Origin of the sequence: Elstera sp., from assembly GCF_044372965.1 — a bacterium.
Classification (GTDB): Bacteria; Pseudomonadota; Alphaproteobacteria; order Elsterales; family Elsteraceae; genus Elstera.
The window spans coordinates 1-19,075 of record NZ_JBILQX010000058.1; the positions used below are offsets into that span (position 1 = coordinate 1).

General features: G+C 60.8%; 24 protein-coding genes and 1 pseudogene. 13 read left to right on the forward strand and 12 right to left on the reverse strand.

Annotated elements, in window-relative coordinates:
• On the forward strand, nucleotides 1-217 hold a 217-nt coding region (locus ACIQ36_RS09330), incomplete at its 5' end, for a hypothetical protein (RefSeq protein ID WP_395828519.1).
• Nucleotides 218-344: 127 nt separating this feature from the next.
• Here ACIQ36_RS09330 and rplS read toward each other — a convergent pair.
• The 6 genes from rplS to ffh all read right to left on the reverse strand — a co-directional run bounded on the left by rplS (nucleotide 345) and on the right by ffh (nucleotide 4,418).
• A complete protein-coding gene (gene rplS, locus ACIQ36_RS09335; protein WP_395828521.1) occupies nucleotides 345-731 on the reverse strand; it encodes a 50S ribosomal protein L19 in 387 nt (128 codons plus the stop codon).
• A 99-nt stretch (nucleotides 732-830) separates the two neighbouring features.
• A complete protein-coding gene (gene trmD, locus ACIQ36_RS09340; protein WP_395828524.1) occupies nucleotides 831-1,586 on the reverse strand; it encodes a tRNA (guanosine(37)-N1)-methyltransferase TrmD in 756 nt (251 codons plus the stop codon).
• Entirely contained in the window at nucleotides 1,583-2,173 is a 591-nt protein-coding gene (gene rimM / locus ACIQ36_RS09345) for a ribosome maturation factor RimM (RefSeq protein WP_395828526.1), read from the reverse strand. Before rimM ends, trmD begins: the two co-directional genes overlap by 4 nt.
• A 22-nt stretch (nucleotides 2,174-2,195) precedes the next feature.
• Entirely contained in the window at nucleotides 2,196-2,567 is a 372-nt protein-coding gene (gene rpsP, locus ACIQ36_RS09350; RefSeq protein WP_395828528.1) for a 30S ribosomal protein S16, read from the reverse strand.
• A 64-nt stretch (nucleotides 2,568-2,631) separates the two neighbouring features.
• On the reverse strand, nucleotides 2,632-3,048 hold the full coding sequence (locus ACIQ36_RS09355) for a VOC family protein (protein WP_395828530.1): 417 nt from the start codon (nucleotides 3,046-3,048) through the stop codon (nucleotides 2,632-2,634).
• Complete coding sequence (gene ffh, locus ACIQ36_RS09360; RefSeq protein WP_395828532.1) at nucleotides 3,045-4,418, reverse strand: signal recognition particle protein; 1,374 nt, start codon at nucleotides 4,416-4,418, stop codon at nucleotides 3,045-3,047. Before ffh ends, ACIQ36_RS09355 begins: the two co-directional genes overlap by 4 nt.
• Nucleotides 4,419-4,593: 175 nt before the next feature.
• Between ffh and ACIQ36_RS09365 the strand changes: the two genes are divergently transcribed.
• Nucleotides 4,594-6,120 (forward strand): ATP-binding protein, encoded by a 1,527-nt coding sequence (locus ACIQ36_RS09365; protein WP_395828534.1) that lies wholly within the window; start codon nucleotides 4,594-4,596, stop codon nucleotides 6,118-6,120.
• Between the two features lie 69 nt (nucleotides 6,121-6,189).
• Nucleotides 6,190-6,576, forward strand: coding sequence for a response regulator (locus ACIQ36_RS09370; RefSeq protein ID WP_395828536.1), 387 nt, complete (start codon nucleotides 6,190-6,192; stop codon nucleotides 6,574-6,576).
• A gap of 16 nt (nucleotides 6,577-6,592) precedes the next feature.
• Here ACIQ36_RS09370 and ACIQ36_RS09375 read toward each other — a convergent pair whose 3' ends face one another.
• The 3 genes from ACIQ36_RS09375 to ACIQ36_RS09385 all read right to left on the reverse strand — a co-directional run bounded on the left by ACIQ36_RS09375 (nucleotide 6,593) and on the right by ACIQ36_RS09385 (nucleotide 9,361).
• Nucleotides 6,593-7,252 carry a hypothetical protein gene (locus ACIQ36_RS09375; protein WP_395828538.1) on the reverse strand — a complete coding sequence of 220 codons (660 nt, stop codon included), beginning with the start codon at nucleotides 7,250-7,252 and terminating at the stop codon, nucleotides 6,593-6,595.
• Between the two features lie 195 nt (nucleotides 7,253-7,447).
• Entirely contained in the window at nucleotides 7,448-8,548 is a 1,101-nt protein-coding gene (locus ACIQ36_RS09380; protein WP_395828540.1) for a transglycosylase SLT domain-containing protein, read from the reverse strand.
• A 63-nt stretch (nucleotides 8,549-8,611) separates the two neighbouring features.
• Nucleotides 8,612-9,361 (reverse strand): DUF1194 domain-containing protein, encoded by a 750-nt coding sequence (locus ACIQ36_RS09385; RefSeq protein WP_395828542.1) that lies wholly within the window; start codon nucleotides 9,359-9,361, stop codon nucleotides 8,612-8,614.
• A 168-nt stretch (nucleotides 9,362-9,529) separates the two neighbouring features.
• Here ACIQ36_RS09385 and ACIQ36_RS09390 point away from each other — a divergent pair, with 168 nt between their 5' ends.
• Nucleotides 9,530-10,570, forward strand: a complete 1,041-nt coding sequence (locus ACIQ36_RS09390) for a histone deacetylase family protein (RefSeq protein ID WP_395828544.1) — start codon at nucleotides 9,530-9,532, stop codon at nucleotides 10,568-10,570.
• Nucleotides 10,567-10,860 carry a HigA family addiction module antitoxin gene (locus tag ACIQ36_RS09395; RefSeq protein ID WP_395828546.1) on the forward strand — a complete coding sequence of 98 codons (294 nt, stop codon included), beginning with the start codon at nucleotides 10,567-10,569 and terminating at the stop codon, nucleotides 10,858-10,860. Before ACIQ36_RS09390 ends, ACIQ36_RS09395 begins: the two co-directional genes overlap by 4 nt.
• Before the next feature lie 51 nt (nucleotides 10,861-10,911).
• Here the strand turns inward: ACIQ36_RS09395 and ACIQ36_RS09400 are convergent, their stop codons facing one another.
• On the reverse strand, nucleotides 10,912-11,175 hold the full coding sequence (locus ACIQ36_RS09400) for a hypothetical protein (RefSeq protein WP_395828548.1): 264 nt from the start codon (nucleotides 11,173-11,175) through the stop codon (nucleotides 10,912-10,914).
• A 566-nt stretch (nucleotides 11,176-11,741) separates the two neighbouring features.
• Between ACIQ36_RS09400 and ACIQ36_RS09405 the strand changes: the two genes are divergently transcribed.
• From ACIQ36_RS09405 to ACIQ36_RS09420, 4 genes are all read left to right on the forward strand, one after another.
• Nucleotides 11,742-13,187 (forward strand): short-chain fatty acyl-CoA regulator family protein, encoded by a 1,446-nt coding sequence (locus tag ACIQ36_RS09405; RefSeq protein WP_395828550.1) that lies wholly within the window; start codon nucleotides 11,742-11,744, stop codon nucleotides 13,185-13,187.
• Nucleotides 13,188-13,198: 11 nt separating this feature from the next.
• Complete coding sequence (locus tag ACIQ36_RS09410) at nucleotides 13,199-13,507, forward strand: hypothetical protein (RefSeq protein ID WP_395828552.1); 309 nt, start codon at nucleotides 13,199-13,201, stop codon at nucleotides 13,505-13,507.
• 158 nt (nucleotides 13,508-13,665) lie between these two features.
• Entirely contained in the window at nucleotides 13,666-14,718 is a 1,053-nt protein-coding gene (locus ACIQ36_RS09415) for a diguanylate cyclase (protein ID WP_395828554.1), read from the forward strand.
• Between the two features lie 101 nt (nucleotides 14,719-14,819).
• Complete coding sequence (locus tag ACIQ36_RS09420; protein WP_395828556.1) at nucleotides 14,820-15,182, forward strand: hypothetical protein; 363 nt, start codon at nucleotides 14,820-14,822, stop codon at nucleotides 15,180-15,182.
• 55 nt (nucleotides 15,183-15,237) lie between these two features.
• On the opposite strand, the gene lepA is transcribed toward ACIQ36_RS09420, so the two are convergent.
• Complete coding sequence (lepA, locus tag ACIQ36_RS09425; protein ID WP_395828558.1) at nucleotides 15,238-17,040, reverse strand: translation elongation factor 4; 1,803 nt, start codon at nucleotides 17,038-17,040, stop codon at nucleotides 15,238-15,240.
• Between the two features lie 137 nt (nucleotides 17,041-17,177).
• On the opposite strand from lepA, the gene ACIQ36_RS09430 reads away from it, so the two are divergent.
• The 4 genes from ACIQ36_RS09430 to ACIQ36_RS09445 all read left to right on the forward strand — a co-directional run bounded on the left by ACIQ36_RS09430 (nucleotide 17,178) and on the right by ACIQ36_RS09445 (nucleotide 18,695).
• Nucleotides 17,178-17,498, forward strand: a complete 321-nt coding sequence (locus ACIQ36_RS09430; RefSeq protein WP_395828560.1) for a type II toxin-antitoxin system PrlF family antitoxin — start codon at nucleotides 17,178-17,180, stop codon at nucleotides 17,496-17,498.
• Nucleotides 17,498-17,950, forward strand: coding sequence for a type II toxin-antitoxin system YhaV family toxin (locus ACIQ36_RS09435; RefSeq protein WP_395828562.1), 453 nt, complete (start codon nucleotides 17,498-17,500; stop codon nucleotides 17,948-17,950). Before ACIQ36_RS09430 ends, ACIQ36_RS09435 begins: the two co-directional genes overlap by 1 nt.
• A 71-nt stretch (nucleotides 17,951-18,021) precedes the next feature.
• Nucleotides 18,022-18,276 (forward strand): type II toxin-antitoxin system Phd/YefM family antitoxin, encoded by a 255-nt coding sequence (locus tag ACIQ36_RS09440; RefSeq protein WP_395828564.1) that lies wholly within the window; start codon nucleotides 18,022-18,024, stop codon nucleotides 18,274-18,276.
• On the forward strand, nucleotides 18,276-18,695 hold the full coding sequence (locus ACIQ36_RS09445) for a type II toxin-antitoxin system VapC family toxin (protein ID WP_395828566.1): 420 nt from the start codon (nucleotides 18,276-18,278) through the stop codon (nucleotides 18,693-18,695). Before ACIQ36_RS09440 ends, ACIQ36_RS09445 begins: the two co-directional genes overlap by 1 nt.
• On the opposite strand, the pseudogene ACIQ36_RS09450 reads toward ACIQ36_RS09445, so the two are convergent.
• Nucleotides 18,676-19,075: pseudogene (locus tag ACIQ36_RS09450) on the reverse strand (class I SAM-dependent RNA methyltransferase); the annotation flags it as partial. The gene ACIQ36_RS09445 and the pseudogene ACIQ36_RS09450 sit on opposite strands and share 20 nt — an antisense overlap.

The window sequence follows — 19,075 nt, forward strand, 5'->3', positions numbered from 1 at the left end:
TCCATCGGTAGGCTCCGAGCGAGGGACCCCATCAGTGAATCACAGCAAAACTGAACGGGCGAGGGTTTTTGCGGGTGTCCAGCTAATGAGTTTATCTATCTCAAAAAAAGATCAGCACAATTTTGACATTCGAATCGGTGGTGATGAGCTTTGGAAACTTCAGCGCAAAGAAGATTTCAATCTCGACACCTCCAAAGAAGACGAAGGTGAGGACTGAAAACATAAGATCTATTTCAAAATAAATACATTTTATGACGTAAAATCATCACAAAACTATGCCCGACAGAAAAAACCCCGCGCCTTTTGCAAGACGCGGGGTTTTCCAAGGATAAGCTAAGAGATGCTTACGCAACCGTCGCCTTCGGCTTACGCGCCACAACCTTTTCGGCGATACGGGCGGACTTGCCGCGACGGTCGCGCAGGTAGTAGAGCTTCGCCCGGCGCACGGCACCGCGACGCACCACTTCGATGCCCGCAAGACGCGGCGAGTAGAGCGGGAACACGCGCTCAACGCCTTCGCCGTAGGAAATCTTCCGCACGGTGAAGTTGGAGTTGATACCGGAGTTCTTACGGGCGATCACCACGCCTTCATAGGCCTGGATACGCTCGCGCGTGCCTTCGATAACCTTCACCTTAACCTTTACGGTATCGCCAGGAGCGAAGACCGGGATGGGGTTGTCGGCGGTGAGCTTCGCAATCTGCTCTTGCTCAAGAGTCTGAATGATGTTCATTGCATCTTCCTTTGAGGATCGAGAGAAGCCATCGGCCTTGCAGCCGGGGCTTATCGAGAGCGGCAAGGGGAATGCTCCCCCTACCGTGACGGCCCAAAATTACTTTCGGGCCGGGACTGAACGGGCCTCGAAGGCCCGCATCAGATCGGGTCGGCGGGCGCGGGTAATGGCCTCGGCTTGTGCCTGACGCCACCGCGCGATTTCCGCATGATTGCCCGAGAGCAGCACTGGGGGAACCTCCCGCCCGGCCCAATCGGCAGGGCGGGTATAGTGCGGATACTCAAGCAACCCGTGCGAAAAACTTTCTTCCGCCGTTGTATCTTCATTGCCCATAACGCCGGGAAGCAGCCGGATACAGGCATCCAAAAGAACCAGTGCCGCAGGCTCGCCGCCCGACAGCACATAATCCCCCAGGCTAACCTCTTCCATCGCCCACGCATCCAAAACCCGCTGATCGACGCCTTCATAGCGCCCGCACAGTAGGATCGGACCAGGGCCTTCCGCCAGCGCGATCACCCGCGCTTGCGTTAAGGGCGTGCCGCGCGGCGAGAGGTACAGGATCGGGCGATCCGAGCCCTCCGTAACGCCCGAGCGCTTGGCGCGATCAGACATAACAACCGAGCGCAAGGCGCTGTCGATCACATCGGGCCGCATCACCAAACCTGCACCGCCGCCGAAGGGCGAATCATCGACGCTGGCGTGCCGGTCGGTCGCGAAATCGCGGATCTGGATGGTTTCAATCCGAACCCGCTCCGCCGCGAGCGCCTTACCCGCCAGAGAATGCCCAAGCGAACCCGGAAACATCTCGGGGAACAGCGTTAAAACCGTTGCAGTCCAAGGCCCCGCAGCACTCATGCCGCTTCGCCCGAATCCGTTTCGGTTTCATCGTCCCCGCCGCGTCCCGGCTCGCCCATCACTTCCTCGGGCAGGCGCACGGTCAGGCGGCGGTCGGCGATCGAGATCACCGGTACCACCGCTTTGGTGAAGGGCAGATACAGGCCACCCTTCGGACCGTTCACCACTTCCAGCACGTCCCCCGCGCCAAAATCATGGATTGCCCGCACCTGGCCTAAACGGTCGCCCGCTTCGGTCACGCACAGACAGCCGATAAGATCGGCGTGGTAGAAATCGTCTTCCTCGGTAAGGTCGGGCAAAACCGCCCGATCCACATAGAGCCGACGACCATTCAGCGCTTGGGCCGCGTTGCGATCCTCAACCCCGGCGACGCGCACGACCAAAACATCGCCTTTGCTGCCTTTGGGCGCTTGCCCTCCCGGCGCGAGACGAAATTCCTGGCCCTGCTCGTCGCGCAAGGGCTGATAGCGCAACACGTCTTTCGGCGCGCCGGTATAGCTGTGAAACCGCACCAAACCGCGCACCCCATGCGCCCCGGCGAATTGGCCGACGCACAAAAGGTTAGACGGATTGGACGCTTGCACCATTCCCCGCGCGCCTTAGCCGAACCTACTCAGCCGCAGCGGCAGCAGCGGCGGCCTTTTCGGCGGCGGCAGCGGCAGCTTTAGCGCGTTCCTGGGCCTTCTTCTTCGGCGCCGACTTCGTCGGGGTGTCGCGGTAGACCGGCGCTGCGATCAGACCGGCTTTACCCAAGAAACGGGCCACACGGTCCGTCGGCTGCGCGCCAACCGAGAGCCAATGCTTAATGCGCTCTTGGTCGAGGTGCAGACGATCCGGATGATCCTGAGCGACCATCGGATTGTAAGCGCCGACCTTTTCGATGAAACGGCCATCGCGCGGCGAGGTCGCTTCGGCGATCACGATGCGATAGTACGGACGCTTCTTGGCACCACCACGGGTCAGACGAATCTTTAGAGACATTTACCAACTTCCTTACAGGGTCTAAGTCAAACTCAAGTTATGCTACGATCAGTTTCTTCTGGGATCAGGCTTCTTCTGGATCGTGGCAAACCGCTTCAATGCGCCAGCCATCGGGATCGATGACAAAGGCGGCATAATAATTCGGGTGATAGTGCGGCCGCAGGCCCGGCGGGCCGTTATCGACCGCACCCTTTTTCAGCGCGCAGCCATAGAACGAATCCACCGCCGACCGGCTGGGAGCCCGAAAACAGAAATGCTGGCCAGGGCCGCTGCCCAGCGGCTTTCCGCGCCCTTGCGTTTCCGGATGGTCGCTATCGCCAATCCAGAAACAGGGTGCGGGAGCGCCGGGTGCGCCATAGCCCGCAACCTTATAATCGTTGAAGACCACGAGCGGCGCAAAGCCCAGGGCGGCCAACACCGTATCGTAAAAATCGCGGGCGGCGGCATAGTCGCGCACGCCGATGGAAACATGGTCCATCATCGCGGGAAACCGCCCTTGCCCATCATGTTCTGAAGCTGCGGCATCATACGGGAAAGCTTGCCCGATTTGCCCATCGCCTGAACCTGCTTCATCATCTTCTGCATATCGCCGAACTGCTTCATCAGCCGGTTCACTTCGGCGACGCTCGTGCCGGAGCCATTGGCGATGCGCACGCGGCGCTTGGCGTTCAGCACTTTCGGGTCGCGCCGTTCGGCCTTGGTCATGGAGAGGATGATCGCCTCTTGGCGCTTCAGCATCCCATCATCGATCTTGGCTTCGGACATTTGCTTTTTGATCTTGCCGATACCCGGCAACATGCCCATCAAGCCGCCCATGCCGCCCATTTTTTTGAGCTGGCGCAGTTGCGAGAGGAAATCATCGAGATCGAAGGTTCCCTTCTGCATCTTGGCGGCGAGTTTTTCGGCCTCTTCCTGGTCGATGGTCGCCACGGCCTTTTCGACCAAGCTAACGACATCGCCCATGCCCAAGATGCGCCCGGCGATCCGGTCCGGGTGGAAATCTTCCAGCGCATCCATTTTTTCGCCGGTGCCGAGCAACTTGATCGGCTTGCCAGTGACGGAGCGCATGGCAAGCGCGGCCCCACCGCGCGCGTCGCCGTCGATACGGGTGAGCACGATCCCCGACAGGCCAACGCGCTCGTTAAAGATGCGCGCGGTATTCACCGCGTCCTGCCCGGTCATGGCGTCCGCCACCAGCAGGGTTTCCGCCGGCTGCGTTGCGTCGCGCACGGCTTCGACTTCGAGCATCAGCGCATCGTCGATGGACAGGCGACCCGCCGTATCCAGCATGAGCACGTCATAGCCTTCGGTCTTGGCCATCACCAGCGCGCGTTTGGCGATCTCGACCGGCTGTTGCCCCGCGACAATGGGAAGCGTCGCAACCGAAACCTGACGCCCCAGCACCGCCAACTGCTCCTGCGCCGCCGGGCGGGCGACGTCGAGCGAGGCCATCAGCACCTTCTTGCGGTCGCGCTCGGCAAGGCGTTTAGCGATTTTTGCCGTGCTCGTGGTCTTGCCGGAGCCTTGCAGGCCGACCATCATCACAACCACGGGGGCGGCGGCGACCAAATCGAGGGTTTGGACGGTGCCGCCCAGCAATTCGACGAGGTGGTCATGAACGATCTTAACGACCATCTGACCCGGAGTGATCGATTTGACCACCTCCGCCCCAACGGCGCGTTCCTTGACCGAATTGATGAAATCTTTGACGACCGGCAGCGCCACATCGGCTTCGAGAAGCGCAATGCGCACCTCGCGCAAGGCCTCGTTAACATCGGATTCTGAGAGGGCACCGCGCTTTTTAAGGCGGTCGAAAACCTCTCCTAACCGATTGCTGAGCCCTTCGAACATGCGTGTGCCGTACCCGTTCCCACAAAACAAAAAGCGCCGGTGCGCGACACTCGCGGACCGGCGAGGATCTTCCCCTGGGGAAAACCCTTCGATAAGGTGCGAGCTATTAGCGCTTTTGGCACGGTAAGTCAAACAGAGTCGTGCCTAAGATCGTGACGTTAGATCGGGAGTCTGAGTGCTTATCCCAACCCCCATGCCCAGCGCAGCCTCTGCCCTGCCCGTGTCCGTCGAGGACCAGCAGGAGCTCTTCACCACCCTGCTCGACGGCAGCAATCAGGCGATCTTGATTCACGATCGGCTGGAGCCGCTCTACGCCAATCGCAAGTTTGCCCGCCTCCTGGGCTTCGAGACCCCGGAGGAGGTAATTGCACTCGGCTGGCTTGATGACCTTATCCCCATTCAGCGCCTCGTGCGCGCTTTCGTGATCTGGAGTCGCATTCTGGAAAGCGGCCAGGCCGTCACCCTCACCGAGGTGCGCGGGTTGAACCGGCAGGGGGCGGAAATTTTTGTCGATGTGCATACCCGCCCGATTCAATGGCAGGGCCGCACGGTTGTTTTCTCGAGCCTCTATGATGTCACCGCGCGGGCACGGGCGAAGCGGGAGTTGGAACGCAGCTATTTGCGTTATCGCCAACTGGCCGAATCCGCCCACGATGTGTTCTGGGACATGAGCGCGGACGGTCGCCTGACCCATGTGGAAGGCGGCGACGATCTCGGCCACGCCTTCAGCCTCTGCCTCGGCGACCGCTGGATCGATCATGTGCCCGTCGACGCGCGCGACGATGCCATGGTTGCGGCCATCGACGCTGCGCTGACCGCCGGGCGGGCGTTTCGCAGCGAAACCATTCCGTTTGATCTTGGCCCGCTTGGGCGGCGGCTGATTGAAATGAACGGCGTTCCGGTGCGCGACGAGCGCGATCGGCTCATTGGTTTTCGGGGCACGTTCCGGGATGAAACCGGCGCAGAGCAAGCGCGGCGCGAAGGCGAACTACAGCGCAATCTGGCCGCCCTGGGCCGCGTTTCGGGCGGGGTTGCCCATGAGATCAATAATCTGCTGCAACCCATCCTCACCTTCTCCCGCCTCGCCGCCGACCGCGCCGACAACGAGCGCGACCGCGAAGCGATGCAGACCGTCCTCGCCAGCGCCCGCCAAGCCCGCGACATTGTGCGCACGGTGTTGGAATTTGCCCGCCCGCGCAGCCCCGGCGGCGTTGCAACCATCGCCGACCCGGTGGAAGTGATCGACCGGGAGATCCGTATTCTCGCAACGCAAGCCCCTTTGGTTCGCCTCACCGTTTCCCACACGCCCGGTTGCAATCGGCCCATTCTTGGGGGGCCGGGCGAACTCGGTCAAATTGTGGCGAACCTGTTGAAGAACGCTTTCGAGGCCATGGAGGGGCAGGGCGGCGTGACCCTGTCCACCGCCACCCACCCGGACGGTAACGCCCTGGAACTTTGCATCGCCGATACCGGCCCCGGCATGACCGAAACCGTCCGCGCGCGGGTGTTCGAACCGTTTTTCACCACAAAAGAGTTCGGCAAAGGCACGGGCCTTGGCCTTTCCATCGTCTATGGCATTGTGCGGCGCTGGGGCGGCACCATCCGCTGCGATAGTTTCCCCGGTGCAGGGACCCGATTCACGCTGGTTTTGCCCTATGTCACAAGGCAAAATGCCGTGGAGGAGAATAGTAAGTCTGGTTAGCCTTTCCCAATACGGCAGAATCATCTTAGACTGCGATTGCACCTGGACTAAAGATTAGGCATCCGCCCCATGACCGAGACTGGCATTTCGCTTTCCATCCTGATTGTTGAAGATGTGGCCGCCGTGCGGGAAGCGATTGCGCTGATCCTGGGGGATGCCGGGCATCGGATTGAACGCGCCGAAAATGGCGAGCAAGCCGAAGCCTTCTTGCGCGACCCGCAATATCGTTTCGACGTGGTTGTTACGGATCTTTGGATGCCGGGGGTTGATGGTTTGCAACTGCTCGCCCGCTGGCGCGCCGCCCGGCCCGATACACGCTTTGTTGTTGTTTCCGGCGGCTCGCGCAGCATGCCGCTCGAAGTTTCGACGGCGGCCGCCGAAGCGCGGGGGGCCGATGCGGTCGTCTTCAAACCCTTCGAGCCGGAAGAACTGCTGGCGGCTCTTACCCCCCACTAACCCCTGTAGCGCGGGTCTATTCGACCGGGGTCGAGCGGTTAACCCGGGGATAGAAGCCAATCACCCCGTCCTGATGCGAAGCTTCATCCGACGCGGCGGGTTCGCTCGCCAGCGGCACTGGATGAATCGCCGGGCGCACCCGGTCGCCCTCGCTCGCAGCCGCTGTTGCATTTGCGGCGTCTTCTTCCGACGCGGCAGCAACCCCGCGCGCGGGCAAGCGCCGCAGCACACCTTCGGCGGCTTCGATCAGCGTAATCCGCAAAGTGGGATCAAGGAGCGCCACCGCCCGGCCAATTTCGGCTAAAGGATCGTCGGCAATGCGTTGACGACCTTTCGGAGTAAGGTCAATCCGCAGCACCTTGCCGCGCCCCGGCATTTTATTGCTGGTAACGAACCCTTTGCCGATCAGGGCTTTCACCGTTTGCCAGGAGGTGCCGAGCGAGGCACCAACAAACGCCGCGAACGCCGCCACCGTCCGCGCTTCCGCGCCCGCGCGCGAAAAATAGCGTAACGCCGACCATTGCGCCGGATGCAGGCCCGTGGCCCACGCCGCCGCATCGGCACGCCGTCCGATTTGATCGAGAAGCGCTGCAATTGCCATGCTTTGCCGATCAGGCGGCGGTTCTGCCGTTCCTGCTGTTCCAGTCGCCCCGGAGGGGAGCGGTGTGGACTCCATGCGCCGCACCCTTTGTCGTTCCTGTTGATTTCAGCCCCGATAAGCAGAGCGGAAACACTGTCGTCGGGTGTGCATTATCAACAAGAGTTGAGCGGACTGTCGAGAGAATTGCAGCAACGGGGCGCTTTTGGGCGCTTATTGCTGCTCTGGAGCCTGCTATTGGCTGCCCGCTCTCGCGACGGTTCCGAGATGTGCTTAGAGAAGACCTGCGGTTTTCAAGCGCTGCGAGGCTTCTGCCGCGCGGGCTTCGCGCAAGCCTTGCTCCAGCTTCGCGGCAATATCGGCCTCGTCGTTTTGGCGCTTGGTGCGCGCGTCGGCCGCGGTAACGCGGCCATCGCCGTCGCTATCCTTGCCGGTGAGGGCATCGCCCACGCCTTCGGTGGTTTCGAGCGCGGCCATCGTGAGCATGGTCAGGAAGGTGGCGTTCGACAGGCCCATGGGCAGGGCTGCGACCGTTTCGCTCTCCGCCGAAGGGGCTTGCGGCAGGAAGCGCACATATTCCTGACGCGGCCCCTGCATCATGCTGGGCGCGGGCTTGTTCGCGCGCGGCCCGGCAGCCGCCGCCCCGCCCTCTTCAAGCGCGGCGAAGCTCTCGGCCTTCTTTTCGATGGATCGGCTGAACATGCGGAACACTTCGCCCACGGTACGCGGGCGGCCGGTTTCCTTATCGTAGAACACGCCGCGATTGGAGGCGGCGGCATCGGGCATCAGTTTTGCGGCGGGCAGATCGGCGTTGCGGTCAACAGCGGCAAGAAACTTGGTCGCGCCCTGTGCCCCGAGGAAATGGGCAAGGTACATTTCCGCCCCGCCCACCGAGCGATTGAGGTTGCGCTCCAGCGTTTCCTTATTGCCCAGCGCAAATTCCGCGCCGATGACGGCAGCGACCTTGGCATCCTTGCGCAGATCGAGAATCTCTTGCTTCAGCTTGGGATCGCGGACGCTGTAACCGCCCTTGCCATTGGCTTCAATGGCATTGGAATACTGCCCAAGCCCGTGCTTGCCGCCATGTTCCTTGACCATCTGCATCCAGGTGGAATCGAGGAACTGATAGAGGCCGGTCGCCGTGCTGGTCGAAGCTTTGGCGTCGGTATTAAAGCTGCTTTCCTGGGCGGCCTGGGCCATCAGATAGGAGAAATTCACCCCCGTCTTTTTGGCAGCCTGACGGATGCCCGAGAGCACATCGCCTTCGATCTTATACCCAGCAACCTTCTGCACCTCCGGCGCACGCTCCCCTTTGGAGCCCGCAGCTTTTTGTGCCAATGCTTTTTGCCCGAGAGCGGAGTTGCCGACTGCCATTGGTCCTATCCCTTTGCTAGCCTTGGCACCCTAGCAAATATCACCGCCCCATTTCAGCCGGAATTATTTACCCAGCGGTATTACCCCGATTAGGGTTTCGTTGGGGTTCTGCTCCGGCGAAGGCGAACGCTGAGCAATCTCCCGCACCAGTTTTGCTTTGACCGCCGCCGAAAAGCTCTTAAAGCCTTCGGCAACTTGCATAAACGCCCCCGGCCCGCCAATCACTTCGTCACGAAAGAACCCCGGCAGGTCCAACTCGATGCGCCCGAACGTGGGCTTATCGTTCACAATCGGCAGCGCGTTGATGATGATGCCTTTTTCCACCGCCCGATCCCGGAACACCGACGGCGGCGGGCCGGAACTATTGCGCCCGTCGCCGGAAATATCGATGACCTGCCGCAAACCTTCGTGCGGCGCGGCCTCGATCAAGGCGATGGAAGCCCCAATCGCCGCCCCAACGCCGGTGCGCTCGCCGAAGGGGCGCGGCACGGTGCGCAGAATCTGGGCGATTTTTTGCGCGGGCGCGGCGCTATCGATCACCGTCCACGGAATGATCACGGTCTGCAAATCCGCCCCCGACCATTCCATATAGGTGACGGCAATCGCCCCCATCGGGCCGGAACGAATAGCATTGATCACGCTCGGATCAGACAGCGCCTGGGCATAGCCTTCGCGCTGAAGGGTAAACTCCTCCTCGTCAATCGAGCGCGAAATATCGACCGCCAAGACCAGCAGCAGATCGACCACCCTGGCCTGAGCGACCGACAGGGGGCAGCAGACCGCGCAAAGCAGAAACACCAAAAGCCGCCGCATGGATCACCTCCGACCGCAAGAACCCCGCTTCAGCCTGCGACGGGTTAATCCTTAACGCAAGATATTCCGCACTGCTTACGGCCTGAGAGATATTTGAGAAACGTCTTGATCTGTTTTCGGGCTTAGGGTCAGGCTAGTCGCGCAAAAATTGAGGTTGGGAGGCCCCGCATGCAGATTGTCCATTCCCCCCTGCACGCACGGCACGATGGCGGCATGGAATTGCACCGGGGCGAACTCGTTCCCTGTTTCGAAATGCCCGTGCGGGTCGATTATATCCTTGCGGCGGTGCAGGCGGCGGGCTTGCCGGTGATGGCCCCGCGCGATTTTGGCCTCGCGCCGATTTTGCGGGTGCATGATGCGGATTTCGTCGCCTTCCTGCAAACCGCCTTCGACCAATGGAAAGCGGCGGGTAAAGACGGGTTCATGCTCCCCAGCGGTTTTGCCGCGCGCAGTATGCGCCAGGATCATATTCCAACCGGCATCAACGGTAAGCTTGGCTATTACGCCTATGACGCGGGCACGCCGATTGTCGAGGGCACGTGGGAGGCCGCCTTTGCGGGCGCGCAATCGGCGCTAACGGCGGCGGCTTTGGTGGCGGAAGGCGCCCCCGCCGCCTATGCCCTGTGTCGTCCGCCGGGGCATCACGCCGGGCACGCCACTTACGGCGGCTACTGCTTCCTCAATAACGCCGCGATTGCCGCCCAATTTTTGCGCGACCAGGGCCAGGCGCGGGTGGCGGTGCTCGATGTCGATTATCACCACGGCAATGGCACCCAGGATATTTTTTGGGAGCGGGGGGACGTGCTGACCGTCTCGATCCACGGCACGCCGGAGAGCGAATATCCCTTCTTCCGTGGCTATGCCGACGAGCGCGGCGCGGGCGCGGGCCTCGGTTTCAATCACAATTTCCCGCTGCCGCGCGGCACGGAATGGGACGCTTGGCACGCGGCTTTGACCGAGGCCATCGCCGCAGTCCGCGCCTTCGCGCCGGAGGCCTTGGTCGTTTCCTTAGGCGTCGATACCTATGAGCACGACCCGATTAGCGCGTTTAAGCTGAAAGAAGCCCATTATCCGCTGATGGGCACAGAAATTGCGGGCCTGGGGCTGCCGACGGTTTTCGTGCAGGAAGGCGGCTATGCGGTCGAAGAAATCGGGCGGAATGTGGCGGGGGTCCTGACGGGGTTTGAGAACCAAGGAATGGCCCGATGAGCCTAAAAAACCCACCCCATCCCGGTCTCTCGGTTCGGGAAGATTGCCTCGCGCCGGTGGGCCTCACCGTGTCGGAAACCGCCAAACACCTCGGCGTCAGTCGCAAGCAACTCTCCGATCTCGTGAATGGTCACGCGGGCATTTCGCCGAAAATGGCTATTCGGTTGGATAAAGCTTTTGGGGGCGGGTCTGAAACTTGGTATCGGCTGCAAGCCACTTACGATCTTGCCCCGGCAATGCGGCATGCGGACGATGTTAAAGTGGAACGGTTTGCGGAAACAGCAGCCTAAACCAAAACGGGCCGCAACTTGCGGCCCGTTCCAATCGACCGAAAGCGGTTGTTACCAACCGGCCTTGGCTTCGCACATCTTGCGCTCGGCGGGGTTTTCTTTTTCCCACTGGGTGATGCTCTTGGTTTCGTTTTCGCTCATCTGATCGTTCATGCAAACGCAGTAAGCGTTGACGACGCTGGCGGCGACCTTTGCGTCTTTATTATCGACGAGGCACTGGGCGACCCACTTCTTGTCGGCGGCGGTTTGCGCAACGGCAACCGTGGAGGCAACAACCGACAGCAGCGCGACCGAGACCAAAGCGATAGTTTTCATGGTAAACCCCTTCTGATTTAGAGTGACCCTAAAACAAATCAAACAATCACCAAGCGCCTTATTAGCAACAAGCATTACTTTATACTTTTGCCAAAAATCAGAACTCGATTGACTCCAGAAAGAATGCCCTAAGTTCAAAACCGCAGCAAGTTTGATTTAATTAATAAAACATGAAAAATAGTTTAATCAGGGAATCACCATTCTCCTCGCCGCGCAAACGAAAGCGGCGCAGGTCCGCCCACCTGCGCCGCTCGCTCCTCCCCCAACTCTTCTTATTTTTGGGGGATGGGGCCGGTTGATCCGGCCTTGCCACCCCCGTGGGGTATTTATGGGGCGGGGGTAGAACCCCCGCCGCTTTCCAAGGTTGGCGAAAACTTGTTTTGCCGGTCTCAGCCGGTTGGTCCGGCCTTGGTATCGGGAGCGGCTGATCGTTTCGGTGCGCCGCTGATGTCCCTATGAAGCCCCCATTTCCTCGCCTGCGCAATAAGGACTTGCAAAGTTCCGAGAAGCGGTGAAAATTCGCACCTGTTTACACTTTTCAAACAGTCTCGTTGTAAAGAATTTTCATGGCCCAGAACAGCGCCCGTCTTGGCGGAAAACTCCGCCGTCTGCGCCAATCGCAGAAGCTCACCCAGGCCCAAATGGCGGAAGCGCTGGGCTTGTCGGCGAGCTATCTGAACCTGCTGGAGCATAATCAGCGCGCCGTCACTGTACCGGTGCTGCTGAAACTGGCGCAGCGCTTCGGGGTTGATATAACCGATTTCACCGCCGACGACGATGGCCGGCTCTCGAACGACCTAATGGAGGTCTTCGCCGATCCGCTGTTCGACGGGCATGAACTGAAAACCGCCGACGTGGAAGAGCTGGTGAGTGCGGCCCCCGCGTTGGGCAAGGCGGTCCTCACGCTCTATCAAGCCTTTCGCGCAGGCGGCAGTGCCACCGCGGCACCAGGCAGCGGCTTGGGGGAAGATGCGGATGTGGCGATGCCCGTCGGCATGCCGTCTGAAGAGGTGACGGATTTCGTCCAAGAGCGCAAAAACTACTTCAAGGAATTGGAAACTGCCGCCGACGATCTTTGGCAGCGCGCCGACCTTAAGCCGGAGGCGCTGTATTCGGGCCTCGTGAAATTCCTCAGCGAAGCCTTTGCCGTTGATGTCGTGATTGCCCCCGCTGCAGGCCTGGGCGGGTTACTGCGCCAGTATGATCCGCGCACACGCAAACTGGTTCTGTCCGAACTCTTGCCGCGCGCCAGCCGAACCTTTCAACTCGCGCATCAAATTGCACTGGTCGGGCACGGCCCGCTCCTAAGTCGGCTGGTGTCGGGCGGCAAATTTACCACGCAAGACGCCGATACGCTGGCGCGCGTCGCCCTCGGCAATTATTTCGCCGCCGCCGTGCTGATGCCCTACGACCGCTTTCTTGCGGCTGCGCGCGAGACCCGCCACGATATCGAAACCCTCGAACGCCGCTTCGATACCAGTTTCGAGCAGGTTTGCCACCGGCTCACCAGCCTGCGCCGCCCCGGCAATCAGGGCGTGCCCTTCCATTTTTTGCGCGTCGATGGGGCCGGGAACATCTCGAAGCGCTTTTCCGCCTCGGGCATTTCCATCGCGCGCTTCGGCGGGGCCTGCCCACGCTGGAACGTCTATGACGCATTCTCCACGCCTGGGCTGCTACGCCGCCAAGTGAGCCGCATGCCGGAAGGGGGCAGCTTTTTCTGCATCGCCCGCACCGTCGATGGCGTTGGGCGTTCGACCTTGCGGGGGAATAATGCGCGCGGCGGCGGACGGCACGCTATTGGGCTTGGCTGTGCCGTCACCTACGCGCGCGAAGTCGTCTATGCCGACGGGCTTGATCTCGATGATCCCCAGCTTATCACGCCCATCGGCGTGTCTTGCCGCGTTTGCCCACGCAAGGATTGCGCCGACCGGGCGCATCCTTCCTTGCATCACCCCCTCAGTCTGGACGAAAATCGCCGGGCTCTGGCCACCTACATGTCCCCGGAAAGCTGATACGCGCGCCCATGGCCCCCAAACGCCCCGATTTCCGCATGAAAATCGCCACGGCCATCCGGCAGGCCGATACGCGCTATTTCTTCGAAGATTATACCAAACAGGCGGAAGCCGTGCTGCGGATGCTGGCCCAGGAAGGCTATGTGCTGGTGCCCGGCAAACCCTCGGACGAGATCATCGAATACGCTAAGGATAATCTTCCCTATGGCCGCCAGCGCCCCGAAGATATGCTGCGCGCGCTCTATGGGGTGTTCATGGACGCCGGGCGCGGGGCCGCCTTTAAGCGCAAACCACCGCCCGACGAGGCCGAAACGCAATAACCCGTCGCCTTATTTCCAGGAGTGTTTCGGAAAGACCCTTTCGCGCCCGCCTGCGATTGGTTAGTCTCGTTGGATACAGTCAACCTTGACGCGGCGCGTGGAAAGCCGCCGAAATTGACCTCGGTCCGCCGTGAATGTTCGGTGAGGAGGGGGAGGATATGAGCGCGGGGCGCAAGTCGGAGGACTTGATGGAGCAGGGACAGCCGCAGGCCGTGAGTGGTCGCGTTTTCTCGATCGTGATCGTGGATGACACGCGGCCCAGCACCCTGCTGCTTAAAGCGGCCCTGGGCGAATCGCCGAACCTCTCCGTTACGCTGTTCACCGATCCGCTCGAAGCCATCGCCTGGGTTGAAACACACCGGCCCGATCTTGTTATCACCGATTACGTAATGCCCGATATGGATGGTATTGCGCTCGCCCGCCGCATCCGCGCCCTGCCCCACGGCAGCGCCGTGCCGATTATTATGGCGACGGCGCGCAACGAAGCCGCCGTGCGCACGTTGGCTTTGAGCGCCGGGATTAACGAGTTTCTCGGCAAGCCGGTCGACGGAACCGAATTGCGCGCGCGCGTGCAGAATATGCTGCACCTGCGCGAACAGCATGTGCAGCTTCAAGAGGCCAACAATCGCCTGCAAGCGCTGAATAAAATGCTGGCGCTCGAAATCGAACAGCGCAAGATTTTGGAAGATGAACTGCGCCGCTTGGCGACGCTGGACATGCTCACCGGCGCGCTCACCCGCCGCCGCTTCCTAGAACTTTTCGACCAAGAACTCGCCCGCCGCGCCCGCACCGCCTCGCCGCTGTGCGTGCTGATGATCGACCTTGATCATTTCAAATCGATCAACGACCGTTTCGGCCACGGCACCGGCGATCTTGCCCTCTCGCATTTCTCGGCCGTGTGCAAATCCTGCCTGCGCTCCACCGATCACTTGGGTCGCATGGGGGGGGAGGAGTTCGCAGCCCTTCTGCCCGAAACCAATATTGAAGACGCCCATGTGGTGGCCGAACGGATGCGCCGCAGCATCGCCGCCGCCAAAATCACCCTGGACGACGATCAGCATCTGACCGTGACCGTCAGCATCGGCGTTGCCGAATGCTATGGCTACCAACAGCCCGAAGCGATTTTGGCTGCCGCCGACCGCGCGCTGTATCAGGCTAAGAATAGCGGGCGCAACCGAGTGGTTCGCGCCGCGCCGCCCGGCACTTTTTAATGTAACGTTTGAGCGGCATTTTCCTTAATCAGTTTTTAACACCATCGAGTCGATAGTTCCGTCGACTCGATCCAGAGTCCCTTTTTCCGTTGGAGCCCATAATGCTGAAAACACTTCTGCTGAGCGGCGCGCTCGCTCTGTCGATGACCACCGCAGCCCTTGCGCAAACCGGGTTGATTGGAAGCTACAAGGTCAACGGCACGAATACAGACGGCTCGGTTTACGACGAAGGCTCGTTGACGATTTCTCAAGAAGCCTCGGGCGCGTATCTCGTTAAATGGGATGGCGGCGACTACATCGGTATCGGCCAAGTCTCGGGCGATATCTTCGCCGTGGCCTCGGTGGTCGATCAACGCAATTCCATTATGATTATGAAGATCAATCCTGATGGATCGGTCAAAGGCCAATGGTGGCGGCGCAGCGATGCCGGCACCAAGGGCACGGAAGTTTGGACGAAGAAATAAATCTATAAAAGGAAAGGCCCCGGTTTCGGGGCCTTTCGCTTTTAGAAGCTGGCGTTTAGTCCGGCCCAGTCTTGAGGGCTGCCAGGAAGGCACTCTGCGGAATTTCGACTTTACCGAACTGCCGCATGCGCTTCTTACCTTCCTTCTGCTTATCCAGCAGTTTGCGTTTGCGCGAAATATCGCCGCCATAGCATTTGGACAGAACGTCTTTGCGCATCGCCCGCACGGTCTCGCGCGCGATGATGCGCCCGCCGATAGCGGCCTGAATGGCGATTTGGAACATTTGCTGCGGAATAAGATCCTTCAGCTTTTCGCACAAAGCCCGCCCGCGCCGGTCAGCCTGGCTGCGGTGAACGATGAGGGCCAGCGCATCCACCGGTTCGGCATTCACCAGAATATTCAGCAGCACCAAATCGCCGACCTCATACCCATCCAGGCTATAGTCGAAGCTGGCATACCCCCGGCTAACCGACTTCAACCGATCATAGAAATCGAACACGACTTCGTTGAGCGGCAAGCGATAAACGGCCATCGCGCGGTTGCCCGCATAGGTCAGATCGATCTGAATGCCGCGCCGTTCCTGGCAGAGCGCCAGAATCGCGCCCAAATGCTCGTCGGGCACCATGATGGTTGCTTTGATCCAGGGTTCCTGAATCTCCTCAATCCGCACCACATCCGGCATATCGGCGGGGTTATGCAGCTCCATTTCCTCACCATTGGTGAGGACGATCTTATAGACCACCGAGGGCGCTGTGGTGACGAGATCAAGATTGAACTCGCGCTCCAGCCGCTCCTGGATGATTTCAAGGTGCAGCAGCCCGAGAAACCCGCAGCGGAACCCAAAGCCCAGCGCCGCCGAGCTTTCGGCTTCGAACTGGAAACTCGCGTCGTTCAAGCGCAGCTTTTGCAAGCTTTCGCGCAGATGCTCGAACTCGGCGGCGTCGGACGGGAAGAGACCGCAGAAGACCACCGGAACGGAGGGCTTGAACCCGGCCAGTGCTGCTGCCGCCGGGCGCTTTTCTTCGGTAATCGTATCGCCGACCGCACAGTCGGCGACCGCCTTGATCCCGGCGGTGATGAAGCCGATTTCCCCCGGCCCCAGCTCGCCCATCGTGACGGCCTTCGGCGTGAAGGCCCCCACGCGGTCTACCTGATGCAGCGCGCCGGTGGACATGAGCTTAATCTTCGCGCCGGTCTTCAGAATGCCTTCGCGCACGCGCACTAGAATGACGACGCCCAAGTAAGCATCGTACCAGCTATCGACCAGCAGCGCTTGTAGGGGCGCCGACGCATCACCTTTCGGCGGCGGCAGGCGCTTGACCAGCGCTTCCAGCACATCGCCAATCCCGAGGCCGGTTTTGGCGGAAATCATCACGGCTTCGGACGCATCGATGCCGATCACGTCTTCGATCTGGGTTTTGATCCGCTCCGGCTCGGCGGCGGGCAGGTCGATCTTATTTAAGACCGGCACGATTTCATGGTGCGCGTCGAGGGCCTGATAGACGTTCGCCAGCGTTTGCGCTTCAACGCCCTGGCTGGCATCGACCACCAACAGCGAGCCTTCGCAGGCGGCAAGCGACCGGCTGACTTCATAAGCGAAATCGACGTGACCCGGCGTGTCCATCAGGTTCAGCGTATAGGTGATCCCGTCCGAGGCCTTATACTGAAGCCGCACGGTTTGGGCTTTAATCGTAATGCCGCGCTCGCGCTCGATATCCATCGAATCGAGCACTTGTTCCTTCATCTCGCGGTCGGTAAGGCCGCCGCAGGCTTGGATCAGCCGATCCGCCAGGGTGGATTTCCCGTGATCGATATGCGCGATAATGGAAAAGTTGCGGATCAATTCTAACGCGGTCATTCTCTCAGCCTCTAGATACTTGGGCGGCACCATACTGACCTAAGCCCCCGCCCGCAACCGAATGCGTCGGCGGCACGCATCCCTTGAAATCGTAAGAATTTTTCCTTACGCTCAGCGTTCATCCTGAGAGATCAATCATGCCCGATATCCACGAAGTCGCTACACTGACCTCAAAAGGCCAACTGACGCTGCCCAAAGCGATCCGGCAGGCTTTGGGTGTCGATATCGGCGGAAAAATCGCCTTCGACCTGCGCGATAATGGCGAGGTCATCGTTTCCCGTGCCGACGCGGACCATACAGACCCGGCAATCGGCGCTTTTCTGGCCCTGCTGGAAACGGATATCGGCAAAGGTCGCCATCTCCAATCTTTGCCCGATGATCTTGCCCGCGCAGTGCGGGCGGCGGCGGATCATACGGAAGAGCCGATGATGGACATCGATGGCGACATTGCCTTGTAATGGACACTCACGGTTGGACCCTGCTGTTCCACGCCTGCCTTATCGAGCAGATGCAGAAACTTCACGCTGCCGCCGAGCGAGCACAGCAGGCCGACCCTCACGGCTTTGCCGGTAACGCCAACGTCAAACTATTCCGTGCTCTCAGCCGGACGATCTTAGAGAGCGTGCCGAGCGATCCGGGGCGGGAGGAGTTCCGGCAGGGCAATACCTTGGGGCCGCACCATCGCCATTGGCGGCGCGCTAAAATCGGCCAACGATTCCGCCTGTTCTTTCGCTATGACGCGGCAGCAAGAGTGATCGTCTACGCCTGGGTGAACGACGCCCAGACGTTGCGATCCGCCGGGAGCAAATCCGATCCCTATGCGGTGTTCGCACGCATGTTGGGGCAAGGCCATCCCCCCGACGATTGGGACGCGCTGATGGCCGCAAGCCGGGGAGATTGGGGAGCTTAAGCCCTCCGACGGTTGCCTCATCCAGCAAAATGTTCTAATGTAGGGACATATTTTCTGGGCAAAAACCGAGCATGACGATCACCACCCTATCGAGCCGGGAATTCCAGCAGAACGCCAATCAGGCGCAAAAAGCCACGCGCCATGGGCCGGTCTTCATCACCAACCGGGGCAAACCGACCCAAGTGCTCCTGAGCTTTGAAGACTATCAGCGCATAACCGGCAAGCAGCGCACGATTGTCGAAGCGCTCGCCATGCCGGGTTTGTCCGATATAGAGCTCGATTTCCCGCCGTCGCGGGCGCACCCCCGCCCCGCCGATTTTTCCTGATGTTCATTCTCGACACCAATGTCCTCTCGGAACTGCGCAAGGTGGGCGACGGGAGGGCCGACCCGAAGGTCGTCGCATGGTTGTCGGGGGTGGACGCGGCCCGCCTTTATCTCTCCGCCATCACCGTTCTGGAAATCGAGCTTGGGATTCTGAGGGTGGACCGGCGCGATCCAGATCAAGGGGCGCGGCTGCGCACCTGGATGGACCGCCATGTGATGCCGGAGTTTGCTGACCGCATCCTTCCCGTCGATGCATCCACTGCCCTGCGCTGCGCCCGACTACACGTGCCCGATCCGCGCGCCGACCGCGACGCCTATATCGCCGCAACCGCCCTTGTTCACGGGATGACCGTCGTGACCCGCAACAGTGCCGACTTCGAGCCCACCGGCTGCCGTCTGCTTAACCCGTGGGCCGACTAAACCGCGCCACCAGTTCCACATGGGGCGACCAGCGGAATTGATCGACGGGCTGCACCCAATCGAGCCGATAGCCGCCGTCGACCAGCACGGCGGCATCGCGGGCAAACGTGTCGGGATTGCAGGAGACGGCGGCAATCAGCGGCACGCGGGAGGCGGCGAGTTCGGCGCTTTGGGCTTTGGCCCCGGCGCGCGGCGGATCGATGACGACGGCGGCAAACCCGTCCAACTCCGAGGCGAGCATCGGGCGGCGCTCCAAATCCCGTTGCAAGGTCGTCACCGGAAACTGCGCCTGCCGCGCCGCGCGGTCGAGCGCGGTGAGCGGATCGGCCAAGCCTTCCACCGCCGTTACCCGAAGCCCTTCGGCGGCGAGCGGCAGGGTA